The sequence below is a fragment of the Streptomyces sp. NPDC060035 genome (assembly GCF_042736635.1).
Classification (GTDB): domain Bacteria; phylum Actinomycetota; class Actinomycetes; order Streptomycetales; family Streptomycetaceae; genus Streptomyces.
Window position 1 is genome coordinate 21,918 of sequence record NZ_JBHWVO010000004.1, and the last position, 15,214, is coordinate 37,131.

At 70.1% G+C, this 15,214-nt stretch carries 17 protein-coding genes; 13 read left to right on the forward strand and 4 right to left on the reverse strand.

What is annotated here, in order from left to right; genetic code table 11:
- The first annotated feature begins 317 nt into the window (after window positions 1–317).
- From ACFWBQ_RS07290 to ACFWBQ_RS07350, 13 genes are all read left to right on the forward strand, one after another.
- On the forward strand, window positions 318–1,613 hold the full coding sequence (locus ACFWBQ_RS07290) for a GAF domain-containing protein (RefSeq protein WP_385485078.1): 1,296 nt from the start codon (window positions 318–320) through the stop codon (window positions 1,611–1,613).
- Window positions 1,614–1,748: 135 nt separating this feature from the next.
- Window positions 1,749–2,357, forward strand: coding sequence for a GNAT family N-acetyltransferase (locus ACFWBQ_RS07295; protein ID WP_385485080.1), 609 nt, complete (start codon window positions 1,749–1,751; stop codon window positions 2,355–2,357).
- A 123-nt stretch (window positions 2,358–2,480) separates the two neighbouring features.
- Window positions 2,481–2,564 (forward strand): putative leader peptide, encoded by an 84-nt coding sequence (locus tag ACFWBQ_RS07300; RefSeq protein ID WP_310591794.1) that lies wholly within the window; start codon window positions 2,481–2,483, stop codon window positions 2,562–2,564.
- A gap of 115 nt (window positions 2,565–2,679) precedes the next feature.
- The gene (locus ACFWBQ_RS07305; RefSeq protein WP_385485082.1) at window positions 2,680–4,377 is read left to right on the forward strand and encodes a nitrite/sulfite reductase; all 1,698 of its coding nucleotides are present in this window, start codon (window positions 2,680–2,682) and stop codon (window positions 4,375–4,377) included.
- Window positions 4,374–4,553, forward strand: coding sequence for a hypothetical protein (locus tag ACFWBQ_RS07310; RefSeq protein ID WP_104784589.1), 180 nt, complete (start codon window positions 4,374–4,376; stop codon window positions 4,551–4,553). The genes ACFWBQ_RS07305 and ACFWBQ_RS07310 overlap by 4 nt, the downstream gene beginning before the upstream one ends.
- A complete protein-coding gene (locus ACFWBQ_RS07315) occupies window positions 4,550–5,266 on the forward strand; it encodes a phosphoadenylyl-sulfate reductase (protein WP_385485085.1) in 717 nt (238 codons plus the stop codon). Before ACFWBQ_RS07310 ends, ACFWBQ_RS07315 begins: the two co-directional genes overlap by 4 nt.
- A complete protein-coding gene (gene cysC, locus ACFWBQ_RS07320; protein ID WP_385485087.1) occupies window positions 5,266–5,835 on the forward strand; it encodes an adenylyl-sulfate kinase in 570 nt (189 codons plus the stop codon). Before ACFWBQ_RS07315 ends, cysC begins: the two co-directional genes overlap by 1 nt.
- A complete protein-coding gene (cysD, locus tag ACFWBQ_RS07325) occupies window positions 5,832–6,767 on the forward strand; it encodes a sulfate adenylyltransferase subunit CysD (RefSeq protein WP_383176631.1) in 936 nt (311 codons plus the stop codon). The genes cysC and cysD overlap by 4 nt, the downstream gene beginning before the upstream one ends.
- A complete protein-coding gene (locus ACFWBQ_RS07330; RefSeq protein WP_385485089.1) occupies window positions 6,768–8,108 on the forward strand; it encodes a sulfate adenylyltransferase subunit 1 in 1,341 nt (446 codons plus the stop codon).
- A 234-nt stretch (window positions 8,109–8,342) separates the two neighbouring features.
- The gene (locus ACFWBQ_RS07335) at window positions 8,343–9,458 is read left to right on the forward strand and encodes an aliphatic sulfonate ABC transporter substrate-binding protein (RefSeq protein WP_385485091.1); all 1,116 of its coding nucleotides are present in this window, start codon (window positions 8,343–8,345) and stop codon (window positions 9,456–9,458) included.
- A gap of 44 nt (window positions 9,459–9,502) precedes the next feature.
- Complete coding sequence (locus ACFWBQ_RS07340; protein WP_385485093.1) at window positions 9,503–10,294, forward strand: ABC transporter ATP-binding protein; 792 nt, start codon at window positions 9,503–9,505, stop codon at window positions 10,292–10,294.
- Window positions 10,281–11,159: an ABC transporter permease gene (locus ACFWBQ_RS07345; RefSeq protein ID WP_385485095.1), complete on the forward strand. Its 879-nt coding sequence runs from the start codon at window positions 10,281–10,283 to the stop codon at window positions 11,157–11,159. Before ACFWBQ_RS07340 ends, ACFWBQ_RS07345 begins: the two co-directional genes overlap by 14 nt.
- A 6-nt stretch (window positions 11,160–11,165) precedes the next feature.
- Window positions 11,166–11,918, forward strand: coding sequence for a sirohydrochlorin chelatase (locus ACFWBQ_RS07350; RefSeq protein WP_385485097.1), 753 nt, complete (start codon window positions 11,166–11,168; stop codon window positions 11,916–11,918).
- A 10-nt stretch (window positions 11,919–11,928) separates the two neighbouring features.
- Here ACFWBQ_RS07350 and ACFWBQ_RS07355 read toward each other — a convergent pair whose 3' ends face one another.
- From ACFWBQ_RS07355 to ACFWBQ_RS07370, 4 genes are all read right to left on the reverse strand, one after another.
- A complete protein-coding gene (locus ACFWBQ_RS07355; RefSeq protein ID WP_385485099.1) occupies window positions 11,929–12,561 on the reverse strand; it encodes a DsbA family protein in 633 nt (210 codons plus the stop codon).
- A gap of 178 nt (window positions 12,562–12,739) precedes the next feature.
- Window positions 12,740–13,657, reverse strand: coding sequence for a S1 family peptidase (locus ACFWBQ_RS07360; protein ID WP_385485738.1), 918 nt, complete (start codon window positions 13,655–13,657; stop codon window positions 12,740–12,742).
- A gap of 568 nt (window positions 13,658–14,225) precedes the next feature.
- A complete protein-coding gene (locus ACFWBQ_RS07365; RefSeq protein WP_385485101.1) occupies window positions 14,226–14,609 on the reverse strand; it encodes a DUF4440 domain-containing protein in 384 nt (127 codons plus the stop codon).
- Complete coding sequence (locus tag ACFWBQ_RS07370; protein WP_385485103.1) at window positions 14,602–15,150, reverse strand: DUF1697 domain-containing protein; 549 nt, start codon at window positions 15,148–15,150, stop codon at window positions 14,602–14,604. The genes ACFWBQ_RS07365 and ACFWBQ_RS07370 overlap by 8 nt, the downstream gene beginning before the upstream one ends.
- Window positions 15,151–15,214: the final 64 nt, after the last annotated feature.

A 15,214-nucleotide genomic window follows, 5' to 3' on the forward strand; every position in this document is an offset into this window, starting at 1 on the left:
GGGCATCGGACCGCCCAGGCCGGACCAGGTGTACCAGGGCGTGAGGGAACCCGCCCACCCGCAACGGACCACGCCCCTGGAGGCGTGCCGCCGAACGGGACGCGAAAGCGGCAACCCAGCGCATCCAACACCGCTCGGGATGCGCCCAGAACACACAAGTGGGTCCAGGACTCACTTACGCGTCCTGGCTAGGAACGGTTGCAACCATTGTGTGGAGTGTGCGGTGGCTGACACACCGGCACGGCAGGATGGACCTCCTGGGCCCGGTACTTTCCCGTCCGGATCGGGTCCACGCATTGTTTTGGGGGGAACCCGTCATGGAGACAAGCCCTGTCGCGGCACCGCAGCCGGCTTCGGACCCGCACGCGGTGGTGACCGCCACCCGCCTGGTGCACCTTGCCAGGGAAGCCCGCCTGGCGGGCGAGCGTGGGGTGCCGGTCCCGCGCGCGGAGATCGACGCCTCCTGGGACCGGGTGCTGCGCAGCGGCATCAATCCCGAGCAGTCGCCGGAGAGCGAGCTGCTGGAGGCGGACGAGATCGAGCACCGGCGCCGGAGCACGGCACTCGGCGACGTCATGCCGCTGCTGCGGGACGGGCTGGCCGCGATCGCCGACGCGGCCCAGCAGATCCTGGTCGTCACGGACCCGGAGGGCCGGGTGCTGTGGCGCCAGGGCCACTCGGCCGTGATGCGTCTGGCCAAGGACATCTGCCTGGAGGAGGGTGCCGCCTGGTCCGAGTCGACGACCGGGACCAACGCGATCGGCACGGCGCTCGCCACCCGCACTCCCGTGCAGGTCCACTCGGCCGAGCACTTCATCCGTGCCCTGCACAACTGGACCTGTGCGGCGGCCCCGGTGCGCGATCCACGGGACGGACGGCTGATGGGCATCGTCGACATCAGCGGCCCCGCGTCCACCTTCCATCCGACGACGCTGGCACTGGTCGGCACGGTGGCCTCGCTCGCGGAGAGCGAACTGCGGACACGGCACCTGGTGGCGATCGAGCGGCTGCGGTCGGTGGCGGCCCCCATCCTGTGCCGACTGGGCGGCCGTGCGCTGGTGGTGGACACCCACGGCTGGCTGGCCGCCGTCAGCGGGATGCCGCCGGTGGACCGGCTGCCGCTGCCGAAGTCGTTGCAGCCGGGCCGGGTGTGGCTGGCCTCGCTCGGGATGTGCCTCGTGGAGCCACTGCCGGGCGGCTGGCTGGTGCGGGCGGCGGACGGCCGGGCGGACGGACCGCCGCGCCGTGTGGTGCTCGACCTGAGCCGGGAGCGCGGGCTCGCCGTGCATGTGGCGGGTCCGGTGGGCACCTGGACCCAGCAGCTCTCCCCCCGCCACGCGGAGCTGCTGTACGCGCTGGCCCTGCACCGGGAGGGGCGCACCGCGGCGGAGCTGGCCCAGGACATCTTCGGCGACCCGACCCGGACGGTGACGGTCCGGGCCGAGATCTCGCGGATACGGCGTCATCTGGCGGAGGTGCTCGCCCATCGCCCGTACCGCTTCGGTGAGGGGGTGCAGGTGGAGGTGATCCACCCGGACCTGCCGGCCGACCTGCTGCCCCGTTCGACGGCTCCGGTGGTGATCAGGGCGCGCATGTCCGCGGGTGCGGCCTGAGACCGGGCGGACAGCGGGACGGCCGGTCCGGCGTTGCGCGGGTTGCTCGATTGCGCGGGGACCGGGTTCGGCGCGGCGCGGGTTGCGCGGGGACCGGGTTTGGCGCGGCACGGGCGGCGTGGTTTTCTGGCGGCCATGAGCAACTCCATCCTTCCCGCCGCCGCTCCCACCTCCGAGGTGACGATCTGGTCGCTGGAGCAGACCTCGTCCGCCGATCTGCTTCCCGCCGCCGTCCCCGCGGGTGACGTGCGGATCGTACGGTCGCAGACGGCACTGCCGGAGTTCAGCCGGTTCCTCTACACGGCGGTGGGCGGCGACGTCCGGTGGACCGACCGGCTGGGGCTGACGTACGCGCAGTGGCAGGAGGTCCTGGACCGGCCGGGCGCCGAGACCTGGGTGGCGTACGAGAACGGGACCCCCGCCGGTTTCATCGAGCTCGACTCGCAGGAGGGCGGAGTGGTCGAGATCGGGTACTTCGGGCTGATCCCGGCCTTCCGGGGACGCCGGATCGGCGGCCATCTCCTGTCGTACGGGGTCGCGCGCGCCTGGGACCTGGCCGAGCGCCACCCCGGCCGGATGGCGACCGAGCGGGTGTGGGTGCACACCTGTTCCAACGACGGCCCGCACGCCATGGACAACTACCTGCGCCGCGGATTCCGGCTCTTCGACACCCGGACCGAGCGGGAGCCCGACGCCGCGAACCCCGGCCCCTGGCCCGGCGCGTACGACGGCTCCGAGTCCTGATCAAGTCGCTTTGTCGACGTCCCGGAAGTGACGGATACCACAGCGTCTCACATTTCGGGACCATCTCGTCCACATAGTGGATCGTGGTGGACTGCCCCGAGATCCGCGTGACACGCTTCCTTCATGTCTGGAACTGGAATTGCCTTGGTGAGTCGGCGGCACGTCGACCTCGGCCGCATGTCCAGCGCCATCTGTCCGGCCCGCTGAGAGTCTCCAGCACCGCCGCGCTTCCTTGATCACGCTTCATCCTGCGCACCGCCGCGCTTCACGCGAGTGTGCAGTTCAGAGCCGCCCTCCTGCAGTCCCGAAGGACGTATTTGCCATGGCCGCCACCCCCGAACAGCCTGCTACCGCCACGCCCCGCCGCAAGGCCGGACGTCACCGTGGTGAAGGTCAGTGGGCCATGGGTCACTACACCCCGCTCAACGGGAACGAGCAGTTCAAGAAGGACGACGACAGTCTCAACGTGCGGACGCGCATTGAGACGATCTACTCCAAGCGCGGCTTCGACTCGATCGACCCGAACGACCTGCGCGGCCGTATGCGCTGGTGGGGCCTCTATACCCAGCGCCGGGCCGGCATCGACGGCGGCAAGACCGCGGTGCTGGAGCCCGAGGAGCTCGAGGACTCGTACTTCATGCTGCGGGTGCGCATCGACGGCGGAAGGCTGACGACCGCACAGTTGCGGGTGATCGGTGAGATCTCCGAGCAGTACGCGCGCGGGACGGCCGACATCACCGACCGGCAGAACGTCCAGATGCACTGGATCCGCATCGAGGACGTCCCGGCGATCTGGGAGAAGCTGGAGGCCGTCGGGCTCTCCACCACCGAGGCCTGCGGTGACTGCCCCCGCGTGATCATCGGCTCGCCCGTGGCGGGCATCGCCGCGGACGAGATCATCGACGGCACGCCCGCGGTGGACGAGATCCACGACCGGTACATCGGCAGCCCGGAGTTCTCCAACCTGCCGCGCAAGTTCAAGACCGCGATCTCCGGCTCGCCCGTCCAGGACGTGGTGCACGAGATCAACGACATCGCCTTCGTCGGTGTCGACCACCCCGAGCACGGTCCGGGCTTCGACGTCTGGGTCGGCGGTGGCCTGTCCACCAACCCGCGGCTGGCCGAACGCCTGGGCACCTGGGTGCCGTTGGACGAGGTTCCCGATGTCTGGGCCGGTGTCGTCGGCATCTTCCGCGACTACGGCTACCGCCGTCTCCGTACGCGCGCCCGCCTGAAGTTCCTGATGGCCGACTGGGGTCCGGCGAAGTTCCGCCAGGTGCTTCAGGACGAGTACCTGAAGCGCCCGCTGCTGGACGGCCCCGCCCCCGCCGAACCCTCTTCCCGCTGGCGCGACCACATCGGTGTCCACCAGCAGCAGGACGGCCGCTTCTACGTGGGCTTCGCCCCGCGCGTCGGCCGGGTGGACGGCTCCACCCTGGCCAAGATCGCGGAGCTGGCGGAGGCGCACGGCTCGGGCCGGGTGCGTACCACGGTCGAGCAGAAGATGATCATCCTGGACGTGGAGCAGGACCAGGTCGAGTCCCTCTCCGCCGGGCTGGAGGCGCTGGACTTCCAGGTGAAGCCCTCCACCTTCCGGCGCGGCACGATGGCCTGCACCGGCATCGAGTTCTGCAAGCTGGCCATCGTCGAGACGAAGGCGCGCGGCGCCGCGCTCATCGACGAACTGGAGCGCCGCCTGCCGGACTTCGAGGAACCGCTCACCATCAACATCAACGGCTGCCCCAACGCCTGCGCCCGCATCCAGACCGCGGACATCGGCCTCAAGGGCCAGCTCATGCTGGATGCCGACGGCAACCAGGTCGAGGGCTACCAGGTGCACCTCGGCGGCGCGCTCGGCCTGGAGGCCGGCTTCGGCCGCAAGGTCCGCGGACTGAAGGTCACTTCGGCCGAACTGCCCGACTACGTCGAGCGGGTCCTCGGCAGGTTCCAGGAGGAGCGCGAGGACGACGAGCGCTTCGCGACCTGGGCCGCGCGGGCCAGTGCGGAGTCGCTGTCATGAGCGAACGAGCAGCGCCGTTCTACTGCCCGTACTGCGGCGACGAGGATCTGCGCCCGCACGAGACAGGGCACGGCGCCTGGGAATGTGCTTCCTGCAATCGCGCGTTCCAGCTGAAGTTCCTGGGCCTGCTGGCCCAGGGACTCCAGCGCAACGACGTGGAAGGGGACGGGACATGACGGACACGCTGCAAGCCGGCGAACTCACCGACGAGGCTCTGGAGGAGCTGGCGACCCGTGCGGGGCGCGAGCTGGAGGACGCCTCCGCGCTCGACATCCTGAAGTGGGCCACCGACACCTTCGGCAAGAAGTTCTGCGTCACGTCCTCCATGGAGGACGCGGTCGTCGCACACCTCGCCTCCCGCGTCGCGCCCGGCGTGGACGTGGTGTTCCTCGACACCGGCTACCACTTCGAGGAGACGATCGGGACCCGGGACGCGGTCGACGCCGTGATGGACGTCAACGTCATCACGCTGACCCCGCGCCGGTCGGTGGCCGAACAGGACGCCGAGCACGGACCGAGGCTGCACGACCGCAACCCCGACCTGTGCTGCGCGCTGCGCAAGGTCAAGCCGCTGGAGGAGGGCCTGACCGCGTACGGGGCCTGGGCGACCGGCCTGCGCCGTGACGAGTCCCCCACCCGGGCGAACACCCCGGTCGTCGGCTGGGACGAGAAGCGCCGCAAGGTCAAGGTCTCGCCGATCGCCCGCTGGACCCAGGACGACGTGGACGCGTACGTCGCCGAACACGGCGTACTGACCAACCCGCTGCTGACGGACGGTTACGCCTCCGTCGGCTGCGCGCCCTGCACCCGGCGGGTGCTGGAGGGCGAGGACGCACGGGCCGGCCGCTGGGCCGGGCGCGGAAAGACCGAATGCGGGCTGCACGGCTGATGACGACTGATCAGGAGATTTCGATGAGCGTGACGGAGACGGGAGCCACCGTCTGGCTCACCGGTCTGCCGAGCGCGGGCAAGACCACCATCGCGTACGAGCTGGCGGGCCGGCTGCGCAGTGACGGCCACCGGGTCGAGGTCCTGGACGGCGACGAGATCCGGGAGTTCCTCTCCGCGGGCCTCGGCTTCTCCCGCGAGGACCGGCACACCAACGTCCAGCGGATCGGCTTCGTCGCCGGACTGCTGGCGGCCAACGGCGTGAAGGTGCTCGTGCCGGTCATCGCCCCGTACGCCGACAGCCGCGACGCGGTACGCAAGCGCCACGGCGCCGAGGGCACCGCCTATCTGGAGGTGCACGTCGCGACACCGGTCGAGGTCTGCTCCGTACGCGATGTCAAGGGGCTGTACGCCAAGCAGGCGGCGGGCGAGATCAGTGGCCTGACCGGGGTCGACGACCCCTACGAGGCACCCGAGTCGCCGGATCTGCGGATCGAATCGCACCAGCAGACCGTGCAGGAGTCCGCAGCGGCGCTTCGTGCGCTGCTCACCGAGAGGGGCCTGGCGTGAGCACCGTCGCCACCGTGCCGGAAGGCACCGTCAACCCGTACGCGCTCAGCCACCTCGACTCCCTGGAGTCCGAGGCGGTGCACATCTTCCGCGAGGTGGCGGGTGAGTTCGAGCGGCCGGTGATCCTTTTCTCCGGCGGCAAGGACTCGATCCTCATGCTGCACCTGGCCCTCAAGGCATTCGCCCCGGCCCCGGTCCCTTTCACGCTGCTGCACGTCGACACCGGGCACAACTTCCCCGAGGTCCTCGAATACCGTGACCGCACGGTCGAGAAGCACGGGCTGCGCCTGCATGTCGCCTCCGTCCAGGAGTACATCGACGCGGGCAAGCTCCGCGAGCGCCCCGACGGCACCCGCAACCCCCTGCAGACCGTCCCGCTGACCGAGGCGATCCAGCAGCACCGCTTCGACGCCGTGTTCGGCGGCGGCCGGCGCGACGAGGAGAAGGCCAGGGCCAAGGAGAGGGTCTTCTCGCTGCGCGACGAGTTCTCCCAGTGGGACCCGCGCCGCCAGCGCCCCGAGCTGTGGCAGCTGTACAACGGCCGGCACGCCGCCGGTGAGCACGTCCGGGTGTTCCCGATCTCCAACTGGACCGAGCTCGACGTCTGGCAGTACATCGAGCGCGAGGGGATCGAGCTCCCGGAGATCTACTTCGCCCACGACCGCGAGGTCTTCAACCGCTCCGGCATGTGGCTGACCGCGGGCGACTGGGGCGGCCCCAAGGACCACGAGACGGTCGAGACCCGTCAGGTCCGGTACCGCACGGTCGGCGACATGTCCTGCACCGGTGCCGTCGACTCCGACGCCACCACACTGGATGCCGTGATCACCGAGATCGCCGCCTCCCGGCTCACCGAGCGGGGCGCGACCCGTGCCGACGACAAGATGTCAGAGGCCGCGATGGAAGACCGCAAGCGCGAGGGGTACTTCTAAATGACCACCACTACTGAGCAGTTGTCGGCCACCACCCTGCTGCGGTTCGCCACCGCGGGGTCCGTCGACGACGGCAAGTCCACCCTCGTGGGACGGCTCCTGCACGACTCCAAGTCGGTCCTCACCGACCAGCTGGAGGCCGTCGCGCTCGCCTCCACCAACCGCGGCCAGGAGGCGCCGGACCTGGCCCTGCTGACCGACGGGCTGCGGGCCGAGCGCGAGCAGGGCATCACCATCGATGTCGCGTACCGCTACTTCGCCACCACCCGGCGCCGGTTCATCCTCGCCGACACACCGGGTCATGTGCAGTACACCCGCAACATGGTCACGGGCGCCTCCACGGCCGAGCTGGCCGTCGTCCTGGTCGACGCCCGCAACGGCGTTGTCGAGCAGACCCGCCGGCACGCCGCCGTCGCGGCGCTGCTCCGTGTCCCGCACGTCGTGCTCGCCGTGAACAAGATGGACCTGGTCGACTACGCGGAGCCCGTGTTCGCCGCCATAGCGGAGGAGTTCACCGCGTACGCGGCTTCTCTCGGCGTCCCCGAGATCACCGCGATCCCGATCTCCGCACTGGCCGGCGACAACGTCGTGGAACCGTCCGCCCACATGGACTGGTACGGCGGCCCGACCGTCCTGGAACACCTGGAGACCGTGCCGGTCAGCCACGATCTCACCGCGTGCCCGGCCCGCTTCCCCATCCAGTACGTGATCCGCCCGCAGACCTCCGAGAACCCCGACTACCGGGGCTACGCCGGGCAGATCGCCTCCGGTGTGCTGCGGGTCGGCGAGGCCGTCACCGTCCTGCCCTCGGGCCGTACGTCGACGATCGCCGGGATCGACGCGCTGGGCGAAAGCGTCGACATCGCCTGGGCGCCGCAGTCCGTGACACTGCGGCTCACCGACGACCTGGACATCTCGCGCGGCGACCTGATCGCACCGAGCGCGGATGCGCCCCGCACCACACAGGACGTCGAGGCGACCGTCTGCCACGTGGCCGACCAGCCGCTCACCGTGGGTCAGCGGGTGCTGCTCAAGCACACCACCCGCACCGTGAAGGCGATCGTCAAGGACATCCCCTCGCGGCTCACGCTGGACGACCTCTCCCAGCACCCGGCGCCCGGACAGCTCGTCGCCAACGACATCGGCCGGGTCGTGGTCCGGACCGCCGAGCCGCTCGCGCTCGACGCCTACGCGGCCTCGCGGCGCACGGGTTCGTTCCTGCTGATCGACCCCGCGGACGGGACGACACTGACGGCCGGCATGGCGGGGGCCTCGTTCGCCGCCGTCACGGACGGGGACACCGGCAGCACGGCCGCCGACGATGCGGGGTGGGACTTCTGATGAGTATCGACTTCTTCTCGACCTTCGCGAAGGAGGGCGGCCGGGTAGGCAGCGGCGCCCTCGGCAGCGGCCAGGGCGGGGTCGGGCGATGTGCGTGATGACGTACGCGCACTGCCTGCGCGCCCGCTCGTACCACCCGCACCACCAGTTGAGACGAAGACCTGCCGACCTCCCGGCCGCGTCCCCCGACTTCAGAGGGACGTGAGTACCGGGCCAACGAGAGGAAAGCCTCCCGTGTCTGCCCCCCGTACCACCGTTCGCCGCAGCATCGCCGCTGCCGCCGCACTGCCGCTGCTCGCCGTGGCGCTCACCGCCTGCGGCTACGGTTCCGAGGCGAAGGACGACGACGCCAAGAAGTCGAACGTCTCCGCCGACGGAAAGAAGCTCTCCGCGGACACCGTGAAGATCGGCTACTTCCCGAACCTCACGCACGCCACCGCCCTGGTCGGTATCCAGGAAGGCCTCATCGCCAAGGAGCTGGGCGCAACCACGGTCAAGCCCTCGACGTTCAACGCCGGGCCCTCCGAGATAGAGGCGCTCAACGCGGGTTCGATCGACATCGGCTTCATCGGCCCCTCCCCCTCGATCAACGGCTTCGCCAAGTCCCAGGGCAAGAACCTGCGGATCCTCGGCGGTTCGGCGTCCGGCGGCGTGAAGCTGGTCGTCAACCCGAAGAAGATCAAGACGCTGGACGACCTCAAGGGCAAGAAGATCGCCACCCCGCAGCTGGGCAACACCCAGGACGTGGCGTTCCTCAACTGGATCTCCGAGAAGGGCTGGAAGGTCGACGCCCAGAGCGGCAAGGGCGACGTCTCCGTGGTCCGCTCGGACAACAAGGTGACGCCGGACGCCTACAAGTCGGGTGCCCTGGACGGCGCCTGGGTCCCGGAGCCGACCGCGTCCAAGCTGGTCGCCGAGGGCGGGAAGGTCCTGCTCGACGAGTCGACGCTGTGGCCCGACGACAAGTTCGTGATCACGAACATCATCGTGTCCCAGAAGTTCCTCTCCGAGCACCCGGACGTCGTCGAGGCGGTGCTGCGCGGCACTGTGAACACCAACAAGTGGATCAACGCCAACCCGGACGAGGCGAAGGCGTCGGCCAACGCCGCGCTCAAGGAGCTGAGCGGCAAGGCGCTGCCGGCCGAGGTTCTCGACCCGGCGTGGGAGTCCATCGAGATCACCAACGACCCGCTGGCGGCCACGCTCCAGGCACAGGCCGACCACGCGGTCAAGGCCGGTCTCCTGGAGAAGCCCGACCTCAACGGCATCTACGACCTGAAGCCGCTGAACAAGATCCTCAAGGCCGCGGGCCAGCCCGAGGTCGCCGACGCCGGTCTCGGCGTCAAGTAACCCGACCCGTACCCGGATTCCCGGACTCCCAGGAGGTGACGACCATGGCGACCACCACCCTCACCAAGGCCGAGGACCGCGCAGCGGTCGAGCACGCCGCTCGTATCACGCACGTCTCCAAGTCCTTCGCCGGACCCACAGGGCAGCAGCTCGTCCTGGACGACATCACGCTCGATGTCGCTCCCGGTGAGTTCGTCACCCTCCTGGGAGCCTCCGGGTGCGGCAAGTCGACACTGCTCAACCTGGTTGCGGGACTCGACCGCCCGACTGCGGGGTCCATCGAGACCCCCGGCGGGCGGCCGGCCCTGATGTTCCAGGAGCACGCCCTCTTCCCGTGGCTGACCGCGGGCAAGAACATCGAACTGGCCCTGCGGCTGCGCGGGGTCGCGAAGGCGGACCGCCGCACGGAGGCGGAGCGGCTGCTCGAACTCGTACGGCTCGGCGGGGCGTACGGGAAGCGGGTGCACGAACTCTCGGGCGGCATGCGCCAGCGGGTGGCGATGGCCCGCGCGCTCGCCCAGGACAGCCAACTGCTGCTGATGGACGAGCCGTTCGCGGCGCTCGACGCCATCACCCGCGATGTGCTGCACGACGAACTGACCCGGATCTGGCGCGAGACGAACGCCTCGGTCCTCTTCGTCACCCACAACGTGCGCGAGGCGGTACGGCTCGCGCAGCGCGTCATCCTGCTGTCGTCGCGGCCCGGCCGGATCGCCCGTGAGTGGACGGTCGACATCGAGCAGCCGCGCCGTATCGAGGACACCGCCGTGGCGGAGCTGTCCGTCGAGATCACCGAACAACTGCGTGGGGAGATCCGCCGTCATGGCCAGCACTGACACCAAGTCCGACGACCTGGCGGGACTTGAGGCCGGGCTGGACGCCCTGGACGCCGTGCAGGTACGGCGGACCCCGGCCCGCGAGGTCCTGCTGAACAAGGTCCTGCCACCGGTCGTCGCGGTGGTTCTGGTGGTCCTCGTCTGGCAGTTGCTGGTCTGGGCGAAGGTCACCGACGACTACAAGCTGCCGCCGCCGTCCGCGGTCTGGAACAGCCTGACCGACATGTGGGCGCAGGGGACGCTGCTGGAGGTCGTCTGGACGAGTGTGTCGCGCGGTCTGCTCGGCTTCCTGATGGCCGTGGCGATCGGTACGCCGCTGGGTCTGCTGGTGGCGAGGGTGAAGCTCGTCCGTGCCGCCATCGGACCGATCCTGTCCGGGCTGCAGTCCCTGCCGTCCGTGGCGTGGGTGGCACCGGCCATCATCTGGCTGGGGCTCGACGACAAGACGATGTACGCGGTCATCCTGCTCGGCGCCGTCCCGTCCGTCGCCAACGGACTGGTCTCCGGCGTCGACCAGGTACCGCCGCTGTTCCTGCGGGCGGGCCGCACGATCGGTGCGACCGGGCTGCGCGGGACCTGGCACATCGTCCTGCCGGCCGCTCTGCCGGGCTACCTGGCGGGTCTCAAGCAGGGCTGGGCGTTCTCCTGGCGTTCGCTGATGGCCGCCGAGATCATCGCGTCCTCGCCCGATCTCGGTCTGGGACTCGGCCAGTTGCTGGAGAACGGCCGCAACAACTTCGACATGCCGGGGATCTTCCTGGCGATCCTCCTCATCCTGTTCGTCGGCATCGCGATCGACCTGCTGATCTTCAGTCCGCTGGAGCGGCGGGTGCTGCGCAGCCGCGGTCTCCTCGTCAAGAGCTGAGTCTCCATGTCTGCCCCGGTCCTTCTCGTCATCGCCCACGGCAGCCGCGACCCGCGGCACGCGGCGACCGTGCACGCGCTCACCGCGCGGGTGCGGTCGCTGCGGCCTGGGCTGCGCGTGGAGACGGGCTTCCTGGAGTTCAACGCCCCGTCCGTGCCCAGGGTGCTGGAACGCCTGGCCGCGGAGGGGGCGGGCGAGGTCGTCGCCCTTCCCCTGCTGCTGACGCGGGCCTTCCACGCCAAGTCCGACATCCCGTCGGTGCTGCACGGGGCCCGGGCCCGGCTGCCGCAGCTGCGTATCAGTCAGGCCGAGGTCCTCGGCCCGTCCCCGCTGCTGAACGCGGCGCTGGAGCAGCGGCTGTACGAGGCCGGCGTCTCCCCCGCCGACAAGCGCTCGACCGGGCTCGTCCTGGCCTCGGCGGGCTCCACAGACCCGGAGGCGATCGCAGTGATCGCTGAAATCGCGCGGGAGCTGCGGCACACCGGTTGGTGCGCCGTGCGGCCTGCGTTCGCCTCCGCATCCCTTCCCCGCACCGCCGACGTCGTGCGAGCCCTGCGGGCCGACGGTGTACGGCGGGTGGCGGTGGCCCCGTACGTCATCGCCCCCGGCCGGCTCCCGGACCGTATCGCCGCGGGCGCGGCCGAGGCCGACGTGCTCTCCGGTGTCCTCGGGCCGTCCCCGGTCCTCGCACGGCTGCTGCTGAACCGGTACAACGAGGCGTGCGTCCCGTCGGCCCGCATGACGTCGCTCAGCGCATAGCGGGTCCGGCTCAGCCGCAGTCGAGGCTGCCCGTGCGCGTGCGCTTGAGCTCGAAGAAGTCCGGGTGGCCCGCCAGGACGCGGAAGCTGTCGAAGAGCTGTGCCGCCTCCTCGCCGCGCGGGACGGAGTTGAGGACCGGCCCGAACCACACCGCGCCGTCGACGTGGATCGTGGGCGTTCCGACGTAGGAGTCCGCAGCCGGGTCCTTGCCACGGTCGTGGCTGCGGCGCACGGCCTCGTCGCGTGCCGGGGAGTGCGCGGCGGAGGCGAGGGCGGCGGGCAGTCCCAGCTCGGCCAGGGACTCGGCGGTCACCGCGTCGAAGTCCTCGTTCTTCTGCTGGTGGATACGGGTGCCGAGCGCGGTGTAGAGGTCGCGCAGAACGGCGTCTCCATGGTCCGCTGCCGCCGCGACCGCGACCCGGACCGGTCCGAGCGACTGGTCGACCAGCTCCCGGTACCGGTCGGGGAGTTCGTTTCCGGCGTTGTGCAGGTAGAGGCTCATGACGTGGAAGCGGAGCTCGATGTCGCGCTGCCGCTCGACCTCCAGCATCCAGCGGGAGGCGATCCAGGCGAACGGGCAGGCGGGATCGAAGTAGAAGTCGACGGCCGTTTTGTCGGGTGCGGGGTTCCTGTGTGCACTCATGGAACGAGCCTAAGGAGCCAGTGGCCCGCCCGTCTGGGCCAATCGGCCCTCGGCAGACTGGGCCAACGTGCCCTGCGGCGCCGTCCCGGCCGGCTGCCGGAAGGCGGGTACGGCAACGGGCCGCGCCGGAAGGCGCGGCCCGTCGGGGTGAGCCGGGTCGGTGGTGCGTACGTGCGTCCTAGAAGACGCTGACGCCGTAGGCGCTCAGCGCCTCGGTGACGGGCTGGAAGAACGTGGTGCCGCCCGAGGAGCAGTTGCCGCTGCCGCCCGAGGTGAGGCCCAGCGCCTTGGTGCCGGCGAAGAGGGAGCCGCCGCTGTCGCCGGGCTCGGCGCAGACGTTGGTCTGGATCAGGCCGGAGACGACGTCTCCGCCGCCGTAGTTCACGGTCGCGTTGAGGCCGCTGACCGTGCCGCTGTGCACGCCGGTGGTGGAACCGCTCCGCTTCACCGCCTGGCCGACCGTGGGGGTGCCGGCGGAGGTGATGTCCTGGTAGCTGCCGTTGTAGAGGTAGACCCGGCCGTCAGCGTTGGCGGAGCTGGAGTGCCGGATGATCCCGTAGTCGTTGCCGGGGAAGCTGGAGCCCGCGGTCGAGCCGAGGACCGTGGTCTGCCCGGAGTTGGTGTACCAGGTGCTTCCTATGTTGGTGCAGTGACCGGCGGTCAGTGCGTAGTACGTACTGCCGCTGCGGACGTTGAAGCCGAGGGAGCAGCGGCCGCCCCCGGTGTAGATGGCCTGACCGCCCGCGATGAGCTTGTTGAAGGTGCCTTCGGTGTGCTTCACGGCGATCCGGGCGCCGGAGTCGGCGACGGTCTCCTTGATCGTGGCGATCTCGGTGGCGGTCACCGTGCTGTCGACCGTCACGACGACCTTGCCGGTGCTCGCGTCGGTGTACCAGGCCGTACCGGCGACGTCGGCGCCGCGCACGGCGGAACTGGCGTCGGCGAGCTCGGCCTTCGTCACGGTGGTGTCCGGTGCCGCCTGGGCCATCGCGGTCGGCGCTGCAAGCGCGACGGCTGTGACCAGACCGGATGTCACGGCGATGAGCCGTGCGTGTCTGGAGATGACGCCAAGGGGGGCGAAGCGCTTGAAGGTCACAACATCCTCCATTGATGGGGGGATACACGGGCCGCTGGGTGGGCGGACCGACAAGGTGCGACCGTCCGGGCCAGTGGGTTCTGGTCGTGGACCTGCCAATCGCACGTCCTGAATCCTTGACTCCACTTGGCCCTGTGGCAAGGTCACCTTCCGGACCGGCACCGGAGAACGGTCAGTGAACCCCGATACGCGACCAGGTGACCTCCGAACACCTACGTCCGCTGACCGAACGGACGCCGGAAGTAAATTGCAGCAAACCGTGAACCGCGGGCCGGACCCCGGTTCACATCGCCGGGCGTCACGATCACACACGTCCCAACCGTCTGTGAACCGGGGGCTACGCAGGACTCCGGGTCCCGGACCGGGCTCGGTACGGCCTCGCCCGTTCGGACGGCTTACCGCCGAATTGCCCAGGCGATCCAGGTGGCCGGAATCAGCCCTTCCGGCGAGAACCGGCCGGTTGCGGGGCACACATCAGGCCGGGGCGGCACTCTTGCGGGTCGCCCCCGGCGTGTGCTGCTGCAGCCACGCAGCGCATGTGCTGCTGCCCCGGGATGGCGCTGCGCGCTCAGACCTCGGCGAACGGGTCGTCGATGAACGGGGTGGCCTGGTGAAAATAGAGCAGCCAGCCGATCCCGGTCAGCCTCCACAGCGAACTGCGGTGCGATCGCAGCCCCTTGGACTCCGTGTCGAAGGTCAGCTGCACCAGATCCGCGGCGAGCTGCTCCCCCCGCATCCGTGAAGCGGTCAGGGGACTGGGCGGGGGCGCGTCGACGGCGGTGAGCGCGGCGATGATCGTGTCACGGTCCCACAGCCGGCCGCTGGTACCGATCTCCCGGAATCCGGGGTGGAGCAGGGTCGCCAGCAGATCCGCGGAGGCCCGTACCGTCGGATCGAGGAGGCGGAGCTCACCCTCGATGGCTGCGGCCACGGCGGGCGAGGGCTCAGTCACGCGTCATCTCCACGAGTTTGACCACCGTGTTCCAGTTACGAGTAGTGCCGATGAGGCCCTTGGTGAGGGCGGGCCGCGCGAGGGCGACGGCCAGCTTGGAGCGGCCGAGTCCGTCGGGGGCGTACAGATAGAGCTCGCGCTCGCCGAGCCTGAACTCCTCGGGGCGGAACGCGGCCGCGTCGAGCGGGGCGAAGCGGGCGGGGTCGACCTGCTTGTCGAAGTAGGTGACGTGCAGCTGCTTGCCCTCGAGCTCGGCGGCCGGGAACGGGCAGTCGTCGGCCACGGCGGCCAGGTAGGAGGCAGGGCGCACCAGAGTGTCGACCGGGAATCCGAACCGCGCCTCGATGGCCTTCTCCAGCGCCGCGGCCAGGGTGTTCTCGTCACCCGACGCAGTGCTGAACACCGCGTTCCCGCTCTGCAGATAGGTGGCGACGTCGCCGTGCCCCAGTTCCGTGAGCAGCGTGCGGAGTTCCGCCATCGGAACCCTCCGGTGCCCGCTGACGTTGATCCCGCGCAGCAGCGCCGCGTACATCGTGCTCATACCCCCACCTTAGGACGATCTTCCTGCCGGTGACGGCTGCCGCGCCCCGTGGGGGAGGGCGCGG